This is a genomic window from Nonomuraea sp. NPDC050733 (assembly GCF_040654215.1).
Lineage (GTDB): Bacteria > Actinomycetota > Actinomycetes > Streptosporangiales > Streptosporangiaceae > Nonomuraea.
This window is the reverse complement of record NZ_JBFAHO010000060.1, coordinates 1-17,342: the sequence shown is the minus strand read 5'-3', so window position 1 is coordinate 17,342 and position 17,342 is coordinate 1. Positions and strand designations below refer to the sequence as shown.

Genomic DNA, 17,342 nt, shown 5'->3' with positions numbered 1-17,342 from the left:
CCACCTAGCTCACGCCTAATGCCGCTGAACCTGTCGTAACAGACAGGCAATCCGGAGGGCATCATCAGGTGAGCGACCGGTAAAGGTCGCGGTAGGTCTCGGCCACGCGGCCCCAGGTCCGCTTGGCCGCGACCTCGGCGCGACCGGCCTCGCCCATCTCCGCGCGCCTGGCCGGATCGTCCCTGAGCCCGGCGATGGCCTTGGCCAGCTCCGCCGGATCGCCGGGGGGCACGAGCATCCCCGCGCCCTCGGAGCCGACCAGCTCCGACAGCGCGGGCAGGTCGCTGAGGACGACCGGCTTGCCGAGGGCCATCGCCTCGACCGGCTTGAGCGGCGTCACGAGACGGCACACGCGCAGGTCCTCGCGCGGGCAGGCGAAGATGTCGATGGCCTCCTGGGCCTGGAGCGCCTCGTCAGGGCCGACCCGGCCCGGCAGGATCGCGCTGGTCAGCGAGAGCTCCTCGACGAGCTCCAGCAGGTTGGGGCGCTCGGCGCCGTCGCCGACGATGAGCACGCGCACCGGCGCGCCCTGGTCGCGCAGCAGCGCCGCGGCCCGCAGCAGGGTGGCGAAGCCCTCGTAGGCCACGATGCTCGACACCGAGCCGACCACGATCTCGTCGTCGCCGATGCCCATGCTCCTGCGGAAGGACGCGCCGTCGTAGTGGGTGCTCAGGAGCGAGTCGTCCACCGCGTTGGGGGCCAGGAAGATCCGCTCCCTCGGCACGCCGCGCTCGACGATCTCCGCGGCCATCGTCTCGGCCAGCGTGACGACGGCGTCGGCCTCGCGCATGAGGAACGCCTCACGCTCGCGCTGGAGCACGTGCCGCTCGCTGCCGACGCGGATCGGGTCGCGGGAGGCCCAGGTCTCCTCCAGGAAGCCGCGCACCTCGTAGACGTACGGGGTGCCGGTGCGGTCGCGCACGGCGTGGGCCACCGAGCCGTTGCGGTGGTCGGTGGCGGCGTGCAGGAGCTGCGGGCGCAGCTCCTTGACCAGGTCGGTGACCGCGTCGGCGCCGCGCACCATCCGGCCGCGCATCTCGAACGGCATCTCGCCGTGCCCGTCCGGCAGCAGCCGGTGGTACGGGATGCCGTCGATCTCCTCGTACGGCGTGGCGTCGGCGTGGCCCTGGAACATCGGCCAGCCCCAGCTCGTCACCACGTGCGGGTCGAGCCCCGCCGCCTGCTGGGCGGTGACGATGCGGTGGGTGCGGACGGTGTAACCCGCCTGCGTGTACGGCAGGGCGTTGGTGACGCAGTGCAGCACCCGGCCCTCGACGCGCTCGCCGACGGACACCTTGGCGCCGGGCGGGATGGGGCCGGGGCTGATGGCGGCCAGCTCACCCCGGTAGTAGGAGGCCCGGCGCTTGACGAAGGGGTACTTGGTGTGGGCTTCGAGCACCTGCGCGGCCATGCTGACCCGGCCGGCGTTCCAGTGCTCCTTGGCCTCGTCCCACGGCGCCCTGATGACCCGCATGCCGAACTTGCGCACGGCCCGGCGGGCACGGCGGGCGGCGGGCCAGGCCACCTTGCCGACGACGGGGCGAAGGCTCGGCGGGAGGGCTTCGGCGGCGGCCTGCGCGACCCGCACCGGGTCGGACTTGACCTTGGTGTAGACGACCCTGGAGACGAGGATCGGGTGCTGGACGAAGCCCTTCAGCAGCCCACCGACACCGGCACGCGCGGACTTGGCGGAAACCTGGGAGGAGTCTGGTCGACTGGCGTCGGATACCACGCGGTGACCGTACCATAGGCAGCGTTTTTTCCCTTCCGCACCGAAAGGCGAGGTCAATGAGGGAGAACCCCCTGGTCCTGCACGTCCTGGGCGCCCGGCCCAACTTCGTGAAAGCGGCCCCGGTGGTCAGAGCGCTCGGCGAACTCGGCGTGCGGCAGGGCATCGTCCACACAGGTCAGCACTACGACGCGCTGATGTCCGACGTGTTCTTCGCCGACCTCGGGCTGCCCGAGCCGCTGGCCAACCTGGCTGTCGGCTCCGGCACCCACGCCAAGCAGACCGCGGCCCTGCTCGTCGGCCTGGAGGAGGTCGTGCTGGAGCACGCGCCGGACCTGGTCGTGGTCTACGGCGACGTCAACTCCACGCTGGCCGCGATCCTCGTCTGCGCCAAGCTCGGCGTCCGGACCGCGCACGTGGAGGCGGGGCTGCGCTCGTTCGACCGCGGGATGCCGGAGGAGGTCAACCGGGTCGTCACCGACTCCCTGTCGGACCTGCTGTTCGCCACCTCCCCCGAGGCGCTGGCGTACCTGGCGGCCGAGGGCGTGCCGGCCTCGAAGGTGCACCTGGTGGGCAACCCCATGATCGACAGCCTGTTCGCGGCGCTGCCGTCGCTGGACCCGGCGCCCGTGGTGGCGCGGCTGGGCGTGCCCGAGCGCTACGCGGTGGCGACGCTGCACCGCCCCGCCAACGTCGACACCCCGGAGGCGGCGGCCGAGCTGGTCTCGGCGGTGCTGGAGGTCTCGCGGCAGATCCCGATCGTCGTGCCGATCCACCCGAGGGGGCGCACCCGGCTGGCGGAGGCCGGGCTCGTGGACGGCCCGTCGGTCCAGGTCGTGGACCCGCTCGGCTACGTGGACTTCCTCTCCCTCGTACGCGGGGCCGCGCTGGTGGTCACCGACTCGGGCGGCGTGCAGGAGGAGACCACCATGCTGGGCGTGCCGTGCCTGACCGTGCGGCCGAACACCGAGCGGCCGGTCACGATCACCCACGGCACCAACCGGCTGGTCACGCCGGCTCTGCTGCCGGCCGCCGCGGAGAAGGCGCTGGCCGACGGCGCCTCGACGCCGTCGGGGGAGCTGCCCCCGCTGTGGGACGGCGCCGCCGGGCCGCGCATCGCCCGGGTGATCTCGGCGTGGCTCAAGGGCGACAACCTCTCGCCGGCCTCCCAGGGCATCCGGTCGGAATAGACCCTTTCGTACGGCTATTGGCCGTTTCACCGGCGCGCTCCCCCACGCTCCGCGTACCATGACATCTCTCCGCTAGCGATAGGCGAGCATCCCCATGGCCGAAACTCCCGAAGAGCCCACCTTCCAGCGGCTCGGCCCCGTCAACTGGCTCCCGGAGGAGCGCAAGCTCGTCGAGCGCTACGAGACCGAGCTGAGGGAGCTGCGCCGGCGCCTGGAGATCGCCGAGGCCAAGGCCGCCTACGCCACGTGGAAGCTGGAGGCCACCCAGGCCAAGCGGACGTTCAAGCTGGGCGAGGCGATCGGGACCAAGCGGCCCGGCAAGGTGCTGGAGGCGGTCAGGTCCAAGGACCGCGCCCCCAAGCCGCCCGTCCCGGTCAGCGAGGCGATCGAGACCGCCAACCACCGGCCGCCGCTCGTCGACGTGCCCGCCGTCAAGTGGCCCTCCGGCCCCGTCAACCGGCCCGACCTGAAGGTCGCGGTCATCCTGGACGACTTCTCCCGGATGGCGTTCCGCTACGAGTGGGACCAGATCGAGTTCGGGCTCAAGGACTGGCCGGAGATCTTCGCCGAGAAGCGGCCCGACGTGCTGTTCTGCGAGTCGGCCTGGCACGGCAACCAGGGCCGCTGGCGCTACCAGATGACCGGCACCAACGCGCCCAAGGAGCCGCTGCGCGACCTCGTGGCCTGGTGCAGGGCGGAGGGCATCCCCACGGTCTTCTGGAACAAGGAGGACCCGCCCAACTTCGACTTCTTCATCGACACGGCCAAGCTGTTCGACTACGTCTTCACCTGTGACGGCGACATGGTGCCGAAGTACCGCGAGGTGCTCGGCCACGACCGGGTGGACGTCCTTCAGTTCGCCGCCCAGCCGCGCGTGCACAACCCCGTCCAGCAGAAGGAGGGGCGGCTGCACGACGTGGTCTTCGCCGGCATGTACTTCCGCGACAAGCACCCCGAGCGGCGCGAGCAGATGGAGGTCGTGCTCGACCCGGTCCGCGAGCTGGGCCTGCACATCTTCGCCCGCAACGGCGAGGTGGACGAGAAGTACGCCTGGCCGGAGAAGTACCGGCCGCACATCGTCGGCGAACTGCCCTACGACCGGATGCTCGCCGCGTACCGGATGTACAAGGTCTTCCTCAACGTCAACTCCGTGCTGGACTCGCCGACCATGTGCGCGCGCCGCGTCTTCGAGCTGTCGGCCTGCTCCACCCCGGTCGTCTCCGGCTGGTCACGGGCCATCGAGGAGACCTTCGGCGACCTGGTGCCCATCGCCCGTGAGCCGATCGAGTCGTACAACCAGGTGCTGCACCTGATCAACAGCCCCGAGCTGCGCGCCCGGATGGGGCACCTGGCCATGCGGGAGGTGTTCGACAAGCACCTGTTCTCGCACCGGGTGGACCAGATCCTGGGCTTCCTCGGCCGGCCGGTGCCGTCGCGGTCGCGGTCGATCTCGGTGGTGCTGCCGACCAACCGCGCCGCGCAGATCGAGCACGCCATCTCGTCGGTGGCCCGACAGATCCACCGGCCGCTCCAGCTCGTCATGGTCCTGCACGGCCTCGACATCGACCCGGTCGTGGTGGCGGACAAGGCGCGCATGGCGGGCATCACCGACGTCGTGGTCCTGCCGGCGGCGCCCGAGCTGTCGCTCGGCGCCTGCATGAACCTCGGCATCGCCGCCGCCGAGGGCGAGCTGATCGCCAAGATGGACGACGACAACCTGTACGGGGAGCACTACCTGTCGGACCTGGTGCGCGCCTTCGACTACACCGACGCCGAGCTGACCGGCAAGGGCGCCCACTACTCCTACTTCGAGGGCAGCAACACCACCATGCTGCGCCTGCCCGGCCTGGAGCACCGCTATTCGTTCCTCGTGCAGGGCGGCACGTTCCTCGGCAAGGCGGACATGTTCCGCTCGTACGGCTTCGCCGACATCACGCGGGGCGAGGACACCCACCTCGTGCGGCGGCTGAAGGAGGACCGCGTCAAGATCTACTCGGCCGACCGGTTCAACTTCGTCTACTGGCGCAGCGCCGACGCGAGCATGCACACCTGGCAGGCCGACCACATCAAGCTGACCCGCAACGCCCAGTTCTCCTTCGTCGGCCGCCCGGACGACCACGTCCTCATCTGACGCCGCGCCCGTCCGAAGCCGAAGCCCGGAGCCGCGCGGCCGGCCCCGGCCGTGCGGTGGCGGGGGCCGGCTGGCGGCTCAGCCGTGCAGTTTCGCCAGACGTTCGTCGGCGAGCCGGCCGAGCTCGTACAGGCCCTTGCGTTTGACCTTGTCGCCCACCACGAGCAGGCTCATGACGGCCTTGCCCCGGCGGACCAGCACGGTGCCCACCTGGACGTCCTGACCCCCGCCCGCGGCGGTGGTGAGGTAGGCGCGCGACTGGTCGCCGCGCCGCGGCATGGACAGCTCGCGCGTGCGGTAGGTCACCTTCGTGCCGTTGACGGCCGCCGTGTAGGAGGTGCACTGCTTCGGCAGCGGCGCCGGGAACCCGGGCGTGGGCATCGACACGACGGCCTCGGTGATCGAGCCCTTGTCGGAGGCGAACGCGACGACCGCGGCGGGTGCGCTCGCCACGGTCGGCTCGGTGGCGTCGAGCTGCGCCGCCTTGGCGCACTCCGGCCGGTCCGCGCTCGCGGCACGGACCGCGGCCAGCCCCTTGCGGGTCGACTCCAGGGCGCCGAAGAACCCGGTCTCGGGCCCGTGGACGACCCGCATGCCCTGCGGCGGCGGCAGCAGGATGGCGCGGAGCCTGCCCGCCTCGGCGGTGGCGGCGGCGACCCGCGCCGGGTTGGACCCGGACGCCCCGGCGCTCTCCCCCGCGGCGCATCCCGCCACGAGCGTCACGCCCGCGCATATCCCTGAGAACACCTTGAAGGTGGACTGACGATTCGACTCTCCCAGCATATTTCCGAACGCTAGAGGAAAGGACTCGGGCCGGGCTGGGCAACAGCGCTATTCACGGAATCGCGCGGTTTCATGGCGGCCATATGCATTCACCCCCATTCCGGGGCGAGTTCCCGTCGAGTTCCCGTCGGGGGGAGTCACCGTACGGTCGCCACCAGCGACGACCGGAGCCTCCTCCCGTCACCGTGCCGGAACGGGTGCACACCCCGCAAAGCGGCAATTCACCGTGACAGGTCGCGCAAAATGTTTCTCGGAGCGCTGCGCGGCGTAGTGCCGCATTTGCCCGGCGTCATCATCATCCAGCACATGGGCGACATCGACCCGCGCCGTGCGCGCGACCTCGGGATGGACCGGCTGATTTCGCGCCGCGACTTCTTCGACGGAGTCGCCGTGACCGCGGGCGCGGCGGCGGTGGGCGCGGTCACCGGGATCCCGCTCCTGCGCGGCGGGCACGGCGGGGGCGGCCCGGAAGGGCCCGAGGAGGTCCCCTACCCGCCGGCGCTCACCGGGCTGAGAGGAGACGACCCCGACGCGCTCAGCGTGCCGCACGCGCTGCGCGACGGCCGCTTCTGGGAGCACGCGGGCGCGCCCCACCCCACGGGTGAGAGCTACGACCTGGTGGTCGTGGGCGGCGGCGTCAGCGGGGTGGCCGCGGCCCATGAGTGGCTGCGGCGCGACCCCGGCGCCCGGGTGCTCGTCCTCGACAACCACGACGAGATCGGCGGGCACGCGCGGCGCAACGAGTTCCGGGGCGGCGGGCGGCCGGGGCCGCTGATCGGGCCGGGCGGCTCGCCGTCCCTCGGGTCCCCCGAGGCGTGGACGCCCGAGGGCAAGGAGCTGCTCGCGCTCCTCGGCGTCGAGCCGGACACGCTCTCCGGCTACACCGACCGGTCGCTCTACCCGGGTCTCGGGCTGCGCAGGGGCGTGATGTGCGACAAGGAGACGTTCGGGCGCGACCGGCTGGTGCGGTTCGAGGCCGGCGTGGCGGCCGAGGAGTGGGTGGGCCGCCTGCCGATCGACGAGCGGGCCCGCCAGGACCTGGTCATGCTCTACACCGACCCGCCCGACTGGTTCGCGGGCCTGTCGCGGGAGGAGAAGGAGGGGCGGCTGGCGGAGCTGACGTACTCGGCGTTCCTGCTGGAGGTGTGCGGGGTCCACCCGGACGTGGAGCGGTTCTGCCGCACGATGCCGAGCGCCCGGTGGGGGTACGGGGCCGAGTCCTTCGGCGCGATCGACGCCTGGGGCACCGCCCGTCACTGGGAGTATCCGGGCTTCCAGGGGCTCGGGCTCGGCAGGGGCAAGCCGTCGCGGTTCAACTCGCCCACGGTCCGCAAGGAGTGGGACGCGGGGGCCCCGGTCCGCTTCCCCGAGGGAAACCAGGCGCTGGTGCGGATGCTGGTGGGCCGGATGATCCCCGGCTTCGCGGGGTCCACGACCGCGGACGGCGTCACGGCGGCCTCCTACGACTACGGCCGGCTGGACCGGCCCGGCAACCGGGTGCGCTTCCGGCTGTCCAGCCCGGTGGTCTCGGTGCGCAACGACGGCGACCATGCGGAGGCGGCCTCCTCGGCGACCGTCGGCTACTTCGACGGCTACCGGCTGAGGACCGTGAGCGCGGGGGCCGTGGTGCTCGCCTGCTGGCACACCGTCGTCCCGTACCTCGTGCCCGAGCTGCCCGAGGACCAGCTGCGCGCGCTGCGGGCCGCGGTCAAGACGCCCGTGCTGCACGCCACCGTACGGCTGCGCGACTGGCGGGCGTGGCACGCGGCGGGGCTGCGGGCGGTCCGCTGGACGGGCGCGTACTGGTGTCAGACGGAGCTGGGGAGGCCGGTGAGCACTCCCGGCTACCAGTGCCCCAAGGACCCCTCAGAGCCGATCCTGGCGCATCTGGTGGCCGCGCCGTGCCGCTCGGAGCTCGGGCCCGTCCGCGGGGCCGCCGCGGGCCGTCAGGCATTGCTGAAGACCTCGTACGAGCATCTGGAGTACACCGTGCGGGATCAGCTCACCCGGCTGCTGGAGCCGCACGGGTTCGACCCGGCCGCCGACATCGAGGCGGTCACGGTCAACCGGTGGGGGCACGGGTACGCGCCCGAGTACCGCCGGCCGTGGCACGACTTCTACCCGGACGGGCCGTTCCCGGCCGAGGCCGCCCGGCGGCCGTTCGGGCGGATCGCGATCGCGAACGCCGACGCGGTGCCGGGCGCGGGGTTCGACGCCGCGGTGACCGCCGCCCACCGGGCGGTCAGCGAACTGTCCCGCTGACCCCCACGGCCGTCAGGCTCGCCTCCCAGAGGCGCTCGGCCAGGGCCGGGTCGGCCATGGCGGCAGGCACCCGCCGGGGCGCCTCGCCGGCGAAGTAGCGGCCCGCGCGCTCCGTCCCGTCGGGGTGCGTGGCGAGGTGGACGAGGGACCGCGCGCCGTGCTCCGGTGGTTTGGCGTATCCCGGCAGGGCAAGGAAGATCCTCATGAGCAGCGAGCCGGAGGCGAACCCGGTGCGGATCACGCCCAGGTGGAAGCAGGTCGCCGCCACTCCGCGCGCCGCCAGCGCGACCGTGAACAGCGCGTTGGCCTGCTTGGTGTCGCCGTACTGGAGCCAGCCGTTCCACCGCCGCCGCTCCCGCGACAGGTCCGAGGGGTCGAGCCGGCCGGCCCTGCCGGCCCGCGACGAGGTGGTCACCACCCGGTCCACCCGGTCCGTCAGCGCCCGGGTCAGCACGAAGGGGGCCAGGTGGTTGACCTGAACCATGAGCTCGTGCCCGTCGGGGGTCACCTTCCGCTCCGTGCTCATCACCCCGGCGTTGTTGGCGAGCACCGCGATGCGCTCGTAGCGCTCGGCGAGCCGGTCCGCCAGCGCCCGCACGTCGTCGAGCGAGGTGTAGTCGCACGTCAGCACGTCGGCCTTGGGGCCTGGCAGTCCGCCTGCCACCTCGTCGAGCCGCCGCCGGTCGCGGCCGACGAGCACCACCCGGTGCCCCCGGCGGGAAAGCCCGGCCGCCGCGGCGGCCCCGATCCCGGAGCTTGCACCAGTAATCACGCTAATCATCCTGTTCCTCCCACTGCGCCGGAACCTTAAACGGTGCTAGTCTCCTGTGCGATCTTCCGGAGGTGTATTTACACAAAAGGTGGAAATGCCCCTCGACTCCGAGGTTGGGACATGGGCTCGCGTAACCGGTCAATTCGGTTCAAGATCTTCTTATTGTTGCTGCTACCCCTCCTGTCTCTGAGCGCGCTCTGGGGGTTCGCACTGAACCTCACCGTGGGCGACGGCCAGGCCCTCCTGCGGAGCAACACCGTGTACCAGACGGTCGGCCTCACCTCGACCGAGCTGGGCCTTCAGCTCCAGGCCGAGCGCGCGCGCTCCGCCGTGGCCGTCACCACCCGTAAGCTCACCCAGGACCTCGGCGCCCAGCGAGCCCGCACCGACAAGGCCGTCGCCGACTTCCGCCGCTCCACCGTCGAGGCCGGCGACGCCATCGACGGCGAGCTGCGCGGCCCCATCGACGGACTCGACCGCGCCCTGTCCCGGCTCGGCTCCATCCGCGCCGACATCGACGCCGGCCTCAGCTCCCGCCTCATGGGCATCGACGCCTACAACGCCGTCCTCGACGCGCTCTTCCGCTTCTACGACCACATGGTCTCCGTGCCCGACCTCCCCCTCTTCCAGACGGCCACGGCCATGCAGGCGATGGGCAACGCCCGCGAGGTCATCGCCCGGGAACACGCCCTGATCAGCGGCGCCCTCATCGACGGGCAGCTCACCGACCCCGAGGCCGCCGCGTTCATCGAGTACGCCGCCGCCCGCAAGTTCCTGCACGCCCGCGGCATGGCCGGGCTCGACGTCGCGCTGCGCGGGCCGTACGAGAAGGTGTTCGGCGACCAGACCTTCCGCGACTTCGCCCGGATGGAGACGCGCGTCGTCACCACCGGCGCGCCGCCCCCCGACGGCGACGCCTGGAACGCCGCCGCCGGCCAGGTGATGACCCAGCTCGACCGGATCAACGCCGACTCCACCGCCGTCCTCGCCGAGCGCGCCACCGGCGCCGCCACGGTCATCCTCCTCCGCATCGCCGTCGCCGGCGTCCTCGGCCTGATCGCCGTCCTCGCCTCGATCATCATCTCCGTGCGCCTCGGCCGCCGGCTGGGCGCCGAGCTGTCCGGGCTGCGCGCCGCCGCGGTCGAGCTGTCGGACGAGCGGCTGCCCGCGCTCGTCGAGCGCCTGCGCCGCGGCGAGGCCGTGGACGCGGCCAAGGAGGTCAAGCCGCTCAAGGTCAGCGGCTCCGCCGAGATCACCGACGTGGCCCACGCGTTCGCCTCCGTGCAGTCCACCGCCGTACGGGCCGCCGTGGGGCAGGCGGAGCTGCGCCGCGGCGTGAGCCAGGTCTTCCTCAACCTCGCCCGGCGCAAGCAGGGCCTGCTGCACCGCCAGCTCTCGCTGCTCGACAGCATGCAGCGCCGCACCCACGACCCCGACCGCCTGGAAGAGCTCTTCCGCGTCGACCACCTCACCACCCGCATGCGGCGGCACGCCGAGAGCCTCATCATCCTGTCCGGCGCCGCGCCCGGCCGGGCCTGGCGCAAGCCGGTGTCCGTGCTCGACATCGTGCGGGCCGCCGTCGCCGAGGTCGAGGAGTACACCCGGGTCACGGTCGACGCCATGCCGGCCAGCGCCATCGACGGCGGCACCGCGGCCGACCTGACCCACCTCGTGGCCGAGCTGGTCGAGAACGCCACCCTGTACTCGCCGCCCGACACCGCCGTCCACATCCGCGGCGACCTGGTGAGCAACGGGTACGCGATCGAGGTGGAGGACAGGGGCCTCGGGCTCTCGCAGACCGAGTACGCCGCGGTCAACGCGCGGCTGGCCCGGCCGCCGGAGTTCGACCTGGCCGACAGCGACAGGCTCGGCCTGTTCGTGGTCGGCAAGCTGGCCGAGCGGCACGGCATCCAGGTGCTGATGCGCCGCTCGCCCTTCGGCGGCACCACGGCGATCGTCCTGGTGCCGCGCACGCTGGTCAGCGAGCAGGCGGCGCTGACGGCCGGCGACGACGACCGTGAAGCGGCCCGCGAGACGGGCAAGGACACGGGCGGCAGCGGCCAGGGCACCGCCACCAAGCTGCCCAGCCGTACGAGGAAGAAGAAGGCCCTCGCCGTGGTGAGCGGCGGGACCCATGCCGGCCTGCCCACGCGGGTCCGGCAGGCCAACCTGGCACCCCAGCTCCGGCCGGATCCCCCGCCGGAGCCGGAGCCGGAGCAGAAGACGGAACGCTCTCCCGACGAGGTACGCGATCTGTTCTCCGCGTTCCAACGGGGAACCCAACGCGCCCGAGAAGAAGCAACAGAGGAGGGGGAGGCATGAGCGCGCCCACGACCAACACCGGTGAACTGAACTGGCTGCTCGACGACCTGACGACCAGGGTCGCCGCGGTCCGGCAGGCGGTGATCCTGTCGACCGACGGCCTCGCGGTGGGCTACTCCAAGGGCCTGAGCCGGGAGGACGCCGAGCACCTGTCCGCCGTGGCGGCCGGGTTCCAGAGCCTCGCCCGCGGCACCGGACGCCACTTCGGAGGCGGGGACGTCCGCCAGACCATCGTCGAGATGGAGTCGGCGTTCCTCTTCGTGACCGCGGCGGGCAAGGGCACCTGCCTGGCCGTGCTGGCCGAGGCGAACGTCGACGTCGGGCACATCGCCTACGAGATGGCGATGCTGGTCAAGCGGGTGGGCCAGCACATCTCGACCAACCCGCGAGCGACGGCGCCATGACGGAGACCCCCCAATGGCTGGACGAGGCGGCGGGGCCGATCGTCCGGCCCTACGCGCTCATCCGCGGCAGGACCAGGTCGTCGGGGGACGCCTTCGATCTCATCGCCACCGTGAGCGTCGTCGGAGAGCCCTCCGGCGAGGTGGCCGACGACCTGGGGCCGGAGCAGCGGCTCATCCTGCGGGCGGCGCGCGACCCCATCTCGGTGGCCGACGTGGCCGTCGAGCTCGACCTGCCCATCGGGGTCGTGCGGGTGCTGCTCGGCGATCTGCGTGACAACGGCCTCATCTCGGTGACAGCCCCCTCAGCGGCCAGGCCGCGTCCGAGCGAGGGCATTCTCAAGGAAGTGATCAATGGACTCCGGGCTCTCTGACGACCCCGTGGCGCTGAAGATCCTCATCGCGGGGGGCTTCGGCGTCGGCAAGACCACCCTGGTGGGCGCCATCAGCGAGATCAAGCCGCTGCGCACCGAGGAGGTGCTGTCCGAGCGCGGGATCGGCGTGGACGACATCGACGGCGTGGAGGCGAAGACCACCACCACCGTCGCCATGGACTTCGGCCGCATCACCATCCGCGACGGGCTGGTCGTCTACCTGTTCGGCACGCCGGGACAGGAACGGTTCTGGTTCATGTGGGACGAGCTGTCCTACGGCGCGCTGGGAGCCGTCGTCATCGCCGACACCCGGCGGCTGACCGACTGCTTCCCGTCCGTGGACTACTTCGAGCAGCGCGGCACGCCGTTCGTGGTGGCCGTCAACTGCTTCGAGGACGCCGAACGGCACAGCGTGGAAGACGTGCGGATCGCGCTCGACCTGGACCCGGACGTGCCGGTGCTGCTGTGCGACGTGCGCCGGCGCACCTCGGCGAAGGAGGTCATGGTCACGCTGGTGGAGCACTCCCTGCGGACCCTGACCGCGACAGGCTAGCGTCCCGGCGCCCCGCCCCCCGGCGCGGCGCCCTTCCGGCCCTGGCGGGCGCCTACAGCGCCCGCAGGCCGTTGATGACCTCTCTGAGCAGGTTCTCCGTCGCCCCCGTGCCCTTGGGCAGCGGCGGGCGCACCGAGACCAGCCCGTAGTGCAGCAGGTCGCCGAGGAGCACCCGTACCACCCCCACGGGCAGTTCGAGCTCCGCGGCGAGCTCGACCACCGGCCTGGCCTGCCCGGCGACGCAGCCGATCAGCCGCCGGTGCTGACCGCTCAGCTCCGCCTTGGCGGGCGCGGGCAGGCCGCTGGCGACGACGTTCGCCAGCAGGTCGATCTCGGGGGCGGAGGACCTGGTGCGTCCGCGGGCGACCGCGTAAGGCCGCACGACCGGCCCGGCCTCCTCATCCACCCATTCGGGCTCGCGGCTCACGATCGAGTTCCCCCATCCTGGTCGCTGTCCTGGCGCCCGCGCCGCCAGCCCGACTGGAGGGAGGACAGCAGGGCCCTGGCCTCCTCGGGCGAGCGCTCGTCGGCGGACTGGGCGGGCTGGTGCTGCGTACGGGTACGGGACGGCAGGCCGGAGTCCTGCTGACCGCCCTGGGCGGGCAGGCCGGCGCCCTGCTGCTGGAGCTGGGGCGGCAGGTTGGTCTGCCGGACGCGGCGCGGCAGCCCGGAGTCCTGAGGCTGCTGCTGCGGCGCCGAGGCGCGGCGGGACGTGCGGACGCGGCGCGGCAGCGCTCCCGGCCCCGTGGCGCCCGTGGCGCCTTCCAGGGCCCCGGAGAGCCGCTCGGGCCCGTCGGTGTCGTGCCGGGCCATCGGCACCGACACCGGCTCGAACTCCGGCATGTCCGCCGGCGGCGGCAGAATCTCCACCAGCATCGACGGGACGAGCACGATCGCCGTGGTCCCGCCGTACGGTGACGGCTTGAGCGTCACCGAGATGCCGTGGCGGGCCGCGAGCATGCCGACCACGGCGAAGCCGAGCTGCTCGGTCTGCGACGGGTCGAAGTCGGGCGGGCTCGCCAGCCGCAGGTTGACCGCGTCGCGCTGCTCCGGCGCCATGCCGAGGCCCCGGTCCTCGACCTCGACCGCGAAGCCGCGGCCGACCATCTCGCCGCGCACCGACACCTCGTTGCCGGGGGAGGAGAACGTGGCCGCGTTCTCGATCAGCTCGGCGAACAGGTGCATGAGGTCCGCCACCGCCGAGCCGGAGAAGCCGGCCTCGGGCATCGGGTAGACGCGGACGCGGGTGTACTCCTCGACCTGGGCGGCGGCGCCGTTCAGCACGTCCTCGACCGGGATGGTGCCGCGCCAGCGGCGGCCGGCCGAGCCGCCCGACAGCAGCACCAGGCCCTCCGCGTGGCGGCGCATGCGGGTGGTGAGGTGGTCGAGCTTGAACAGCCTCTCCAGCGCCTCCGGCTCCTCGGTCTGGCGCTGCATGTCGTCGAGCAGCCTGAGCTGGCGCTGGAGCAGCGTCTGGCTGCGCCTGGCCAGGTTACGCAGCGCCTCGGAGACGCCCTGGCGGAGCCTGGCCTGCTCGACGGCGGCGTCGACGGCGGTCCGCTGGACGCTGTCGAAGGCCGCCGCGAGGTCCTGTACCTCGCTCGTGGTCTTGTCGGCCACCGTGATGGGCGGCGCCTCGGCGTCCACGTCCACGCTGTCGCCCTTGCGCAGCCGGGTGACCACGTCGGGCAGCTTGATCTCCGCCAGGTCGAGCGCGCTGCGGCGCAGCGCCCCGAGGTCGTGGGCGATGCGCCGGCCGGCCCGGATGGAGACGACGAGGGAGAAGATGACGGCGAGCAGCCCGAGCGCGCCCGCGATGGCGGCGCGGACGATGATCGCGATGCCGGCCGGCTCGATCCGCGCGAACAGCTCGTCACCGGTGCGCCAGATGGCCTGGGTGTAGTCCTTCAGCACCGGGTCGGCCAGCTCGCGCCACATCTGCATGTTGACGGGCTCGCCCATGACGTACGACTCCAGCGCCCGCTCCATCGTCGCGAAGCGGGAGGAGGAGGCCACCTTCTGCACCCGGGCGCGCAGGTCGGCGTCCATGTTGGCCATGGCCGTCGGGAAGAGGTTCTGCCGGGCGCCGTCGATGCGGGCCAGCAGGTGCAGGTCCGTCATGGACGGCTTGCCGTTCGCGGCCACGATGAGGGCGTTCTCGCGGCTGAGCAGCTCGCGGACCTCGTCGGCGGCGATCAGGCCGTGGCTCTGCCGGGCCAGCTCCACGTCGGTGCTCACGGTGAACGTGGCGTACATGAGGTGGACGACGTCGGAGATCTCGGCGTACTGCTCGATGAGGGCCGAGGGGGTCATCCTGCCGCCGTCGACCTGGCGCCGCACCTCCGGCAGGCGCTCGATCGCCTGGTACGCCTTCTTCAGCCGGTCGCGCATCTCCGGCGTCATGGCCGACTGGGTGCTCGCGGCGGTGCCGTTCTCGACGAGCTTGGCGCGCACCCGGTCGACCTTGGCGCGGGCCTCGGTCAGCGCGGCGGGGTCGGTGACGGCGCCCGCGAGCCGCTCGGCGGAGGCCAGCCGCTCCTGCTGGAGGTTGCCGACCACACCGTCGGCGTAGTTGATCACTCCGGTCCAGAGGGTCTGGGCCTTGAGGAGGTTGACGGCCTCGCCGATGGTGGTGCTCGCGGCGAAGGCCCAGAGCGCGACGAGAGAGACCAGGGGGATGACGAGCAGTGTCGAGATCTTGAATCTTATGGATCTGCCCGATGCCATGGTACCTGCTCCCGGATAGAAGATCGCGGGAGAGAATAGCACCGATACGGGTGGGTTTAAGATCAACTAGCGATAAATCTGTGGTAAGTCACGAAATTTGCTGCTTTCCCGATCGTCCGGGCCCAGGCCAGCCGGGCCAGCCACCCGGCCAGGACCAGCAGCAACGCCACCTCGGCGCCCAGCAACAGCCGCTCCACCAGCCCGATCATCACCCGTCCGCCGGGCAGCGCCACGTAGGTGATCGCCAGCAGCCCCAGCCCCCCGGCGAGCGCCAGCCACTCCACCACCCGCGCCACCGGCTTCCACGCCGCGTCGGCCGCCAGTCTCGGCACCATGAGCGCCGCCGCCGCGGGCAGGCTCACGAACGCCGCCACCGACACATACCGGTGGATCTGCGCGGTCAGCGTCAGGTCCTGGCCGATGGGCGTGGTCGGCACCACCGCCGCGACCACCAGCGCCACCGACCACACCAGCAGCAGCCGCTCGGGTGTGCCGCGGACCGGCGCCCCCACCGCCCGCAGCCCGCCCAGCAGCGCCAGCGACCCCAGACCCATGACGGCCATCGCGACCTCCGTGACGCCCCCGCGGTCGGACACGGCGTACTCGCTGATGGTCACGTTCAAGGGGTCGAGGTACGGGTCGGGACCGAACTGGCCGGCCACGACCGCGACGACGGCGAACGCGATGGACAGGCACGCGACGAGGGCGTAGACCCCCGCCCGCCCTCCGCCGAGCCCCCTGACCCGGACCCGGACCCGGGCCGACGGCCGCGCCGTCCCCTCCGGCGCGGCCGTGGCGCGGGTCGTGGTCGCGGGGGTCCTGTCCTGCACTGCTGTCATGCCCCAACCCTCCCGCCCCGGCCGGGCCCCGGGCATCAGGCCACACCCCGAACGCGCCCCTGATCCGTTCCCGGGGTCCCCTAGGGGGCCGTCGGGGACCGGCCGGGGTCAGAGCAGGTTTCGGGGGTACGTCAGCCCGAGGGCTCACGTGACACACAGGCGAACACCCGACGAGAGGGACGTACCTCATGAGTGAGCACATCCTGGAGCCCGCGGCACAGGAGATCGCGGACGCGACCTCCAAGCCCCCGTTCCTGTACGAGTTGGGCCCCGAGGGCGCACGGAAGGTCCTCGACGACATCCAGGCCGCCCCGATCGACAAGCCCGACGTCGACGAGAAGTGGATCACCGTGCCGGCCGAGGTCGGGGACGTGCGGGTCCGCATCGTCAAGCCCGCCGGCGCCGGCGGCCCGCTGCCCGCCGTCCTGTACGTCCACGGGGGCGGCTGGATCCTCGGCAACGCCGGGACGCACGACCGGCTCGTCCGCGAGCTGGCCGTCGGCGCGAACGCCGCCATCGTCTTCGTCGAGTACGAGCGCTCCCCCGAGGCGCAGTACCCGGTCGCGATCGAGCAGGCGTACGCCACCGCGCGCTGGATCACCCGGGACGGCGGCTCCGAGGGGCTGGACGCCGCACGCCTCGCGGTCGCGGGCGACTCCGTCGGCGGCAACATGGCCGCCGCCCTGGCCATCCTGGCCAAGCAGCGCGGCGACGTGACGTTCGTCCACCAGTCGCTCTACTACCCGGTCACCGACGCCGCCCAGGACACCGGCAGCTACCGGGAGTTCGCCAACGGGCCGTTCCTGACCGCCAAGGGCATGGCCTGGTTCTGGGACGCGTACCTGCCCGACCACGGCAGGCGCGGGGAGATCACCGCCTCGCCGCTGCGGGCGAGCCTGGAGGACCTCGCCGGGCTGCCGGAGGCGCTGGTGATCGTGGACGAGAACGACGTGCTGCGCGACGAGGGGGAGGCGTACGCGCGCAAGCTGATCGCGGCCGGGGTGCGGACGACGTGCGTCCGCTACAACGGCATCATCCACGACTTCATGATGCTCAACCCCGTCAGGAAGACGGCCGCCTCGACGGGCGCCGTCGAGCAGGCCGTCCGCGTGCTGCGCAAGGCACTCGGCACCGCCTGACGCCACCCGGGAGGGTCACGCGCCGCGGCCCCCGCCGAGCCCGATGACCGGGGGCCGCGGGGGGGGCCCGGCGGGCGGCCGCGGCGCCCGCCCCGCCCGCGCGGCGGGCCCCCCCCGCCC

General features: G+C 72.4%; 14 protein-coding genes. 8 read left to right on the top strand and 6 right to left on the bottom strand.

Annotated elements, in window-relative coordinates; translation table 11 throughout:
* Window positions 1-64: 64 nt before the first annotated feature.
* Window positions 65-1,732 (bottom strand): glycosyltransferase family 4 protein, encoded by a 1,668-nt coding sequence (locus AB0H64_RS42385; RefSeq protein WP_357636909.1) that lies wholly within the window; start codon window positions 1,730-1,732, stop codon window positions 65-67.
* Window positions 1,733-1,788: 56 nt separating this feature from the next.
* Here AB0H64_RS42385 and wecB point away from each other — a divergent pair, with 56 nt between their 5' ends.
* Window positions 1,789-2,919 carry a UDP-N-acetylglucosamine 2-epimerase (non-hydrolyzing) gene (wecB, locus tag AB0H64_RS42380; RefSeq protein ID WP_357636907.1) on the top strand — a complete coding sequence of 377 codons (1,131 nt, stop codon included), beginning with the start codon at window positions 1,789-1,791 and terminating at the stop codon, window positions 2,917-2,919.
* Window positions 2,920-3,013: 94 nt separating this feature from the next.
* Window positions 3,014-5,050, top strand: coding sequence for a glycosyltransferase (locus AB0H64_RS42375; RefSeq protein WP_357636905.1), 2,037 nt, complete (start codon window positions 3,014-3,016; stop codon window positions 5,048-5,050).
* Window positions 5,051-5,128: 78 nt separating this feature from the next.
* Here the strand turns inward: AB0H64_RS42375 and AB0H64_RS42370 are convergent, their stop codons facing one another.
* Entirely contained in the window at window positions 5,129-5,773 is a 645-nt protein-coding gene (locus tag AB0H64_RS42370; RefSeq protein ID WP_357636903.1) for a hypothetical protein, read from the bottom strand.
* 366 nt (window positions 5,774-6,139) lie between these two features.
* Here AB0H64_RS42370 and AB0H64_RS42365 point away from each other — a divergent pair, with 366 nt between their 5' ends.
* Window positions 6,140-8,095 (top strand): NAD(P)-binding protein, encoded by a 1,956-nt coding sequence (locus tag AB0H64_RS42365; RefSeq protein ID WP_357636901.1) that lies wholly within the window; start codon window positions 6,140-6,142, stop codon window positions 8,093-8,095.
* Here the strand turns inward: AB0H64_RS42365 and AB0H64_RS42360 are convergent.
* Window positions 8,076-8,876: an SDR family NAD(P)-dependent oxidoreductase gene (locus tag AB0H64_RS42360; RefSeq protein WP_357636897.1), complete on the bottom strand. Its 801-nt coding sequence runs from the start codon at window positions 8,874-8,876 to the stop codon at window positions 8,076-8,078. The two genes, AB0H64_RS42365 and AB0H64_RS42360, sit on opposite strands and share 20 nt — an antisense overlap.
* Window positions 8,877-9,032: 156 nt before the next feature.
* Between AB0H64_RS42360 and AB0H64_RS42355 the strand changes: the two genes are divergently transcribed.
* From AB0H64_RS42355 to AB0H64_RS42340, 4 genes are read left to right on the top strand one after another with little or no spacing between them, the layout of a single operon-like run.
* Window positions 9,033-11,189 carry a nitrate- and nitrite sensing domain-containing protein gene (locus AB0H64_RS42355; protein ID WP_357636895.1) on the top strand — a complete coding sequence of 719 codons (2,157 nt, stop codon included), beginning with the start codon at window positions 9,033-9,035 and terminating at the stop codon, window positions 11,187-11,189.
* Window positions 11,186-11,593, top strand: coding sequence for a roadblock/LC7 domain-containing protein (locus AB0H64_RS42350; RefSeq protein ID WP_310707418.1), 408 nt, complete (start codon window positions 11,186-11,188; stop codon window positions 11,591-11,593). The genes AB0H64_RS42355 and AB0H64_RS42350 overlap by 4 nt, the downstream gene beginning before the upstream one ends.
* Window positions 11,590-11,964 carry a DUF742 domain-containing protein gene (locus tag AB0H64_RS42345; protein WP_357636893.1) on the top strand — a complete coding sequence of 125 codons (375 nt, stop codon included), beginning with the start codon at window positions 11,590-11,592 and terminating at the stop codon, window positions 11,962-11,964. The genes AB0H64_RS42350 and AB0H64_RS42345 overlap by 4 nt, the downstream gene beginning before the upstream one ends.
* A complete protein-coding gene (locus tag AB0H64_RS42340; RefSeq protein WP_357636890.1) occupies window positions 11,945-12,517 on the top strand; it encodes an ATP/GTP-binding protein in 573 nt (190 codons plus the stop codon). Before AB0H64_RS42345 ends, AB0H64_RS42340 begins: the two co-directional genes overlap by 20 nt.
* Window positions 12,518-12,569: 52 nt before the next feature.
* Here the strand turns inward: AB0H64_RS42340 and AB0H64_RS42335 are convergent, their stop codons facing one another.
* The 3 genes from AB0H64_RS42335 to AB0H64_RS42325 form a co-directional block, all read right to left on the bottom strand.
* Window positions 12,570-12,944, bottom strand: a complete 375-nt coding sequence (locus tag AB0H64_RS42335; protein ID WP_357636887.1) for a DUF742 domain-containing protein — start codon at window positions 12,942-12,944, stop codon at window positions 12,570-12,572.
* The gene (locus AB0H64_RS42330; RefSeq protein WP_357636885.1) at window positions 12,941-15,244 is read right to left on the bottom strand and encodes a nitrate- and nitrite sensing domain-containing protein; all 2,304 of its coding nucleotides are present in this window, start codon (window positions 15,242-15,244) and stop codon (window positions 12,941-12,943) included. Before AB0H64_RS42330 ends, AB0H64_RS42335 begins: the two co-directional genes overlap by 4 nt.
* A 62-nt stretch (window positions 15,245-15,306) precedes the next feature.
* Window positions 15,307-16,083 carry a DUF998 domain-containing protein gene (locus tag AB0H64_RS42325; RefSeq protein ID WP_357636883.1) on the bottom strand — a complete coding sequence of 259 codons (777 nt, stop codon included), beginning with the start codon at window positions 16,081-16,083 and terminating at the stop codon, window positions 15,307-15,309.
* Window positions 16,084-16,271: 188 nt separating this feature from the next.
* Between AB0H64_RS42325 and AB0H64_RS42320 the strand changes: the two genes are divergently transcribed.
* A complete protein-coding gene (locus AB0H64_RS42320; RefSeq protein ID WP_357636882.1) occupies window positions 16,272-17,222 on the top strand; it encodes an alpha/beta hydrolase in 951 nt (316 codons plus the stop codon).
* Window positions 17,223-17,342 lie beyond the last annotated feature (120 nt).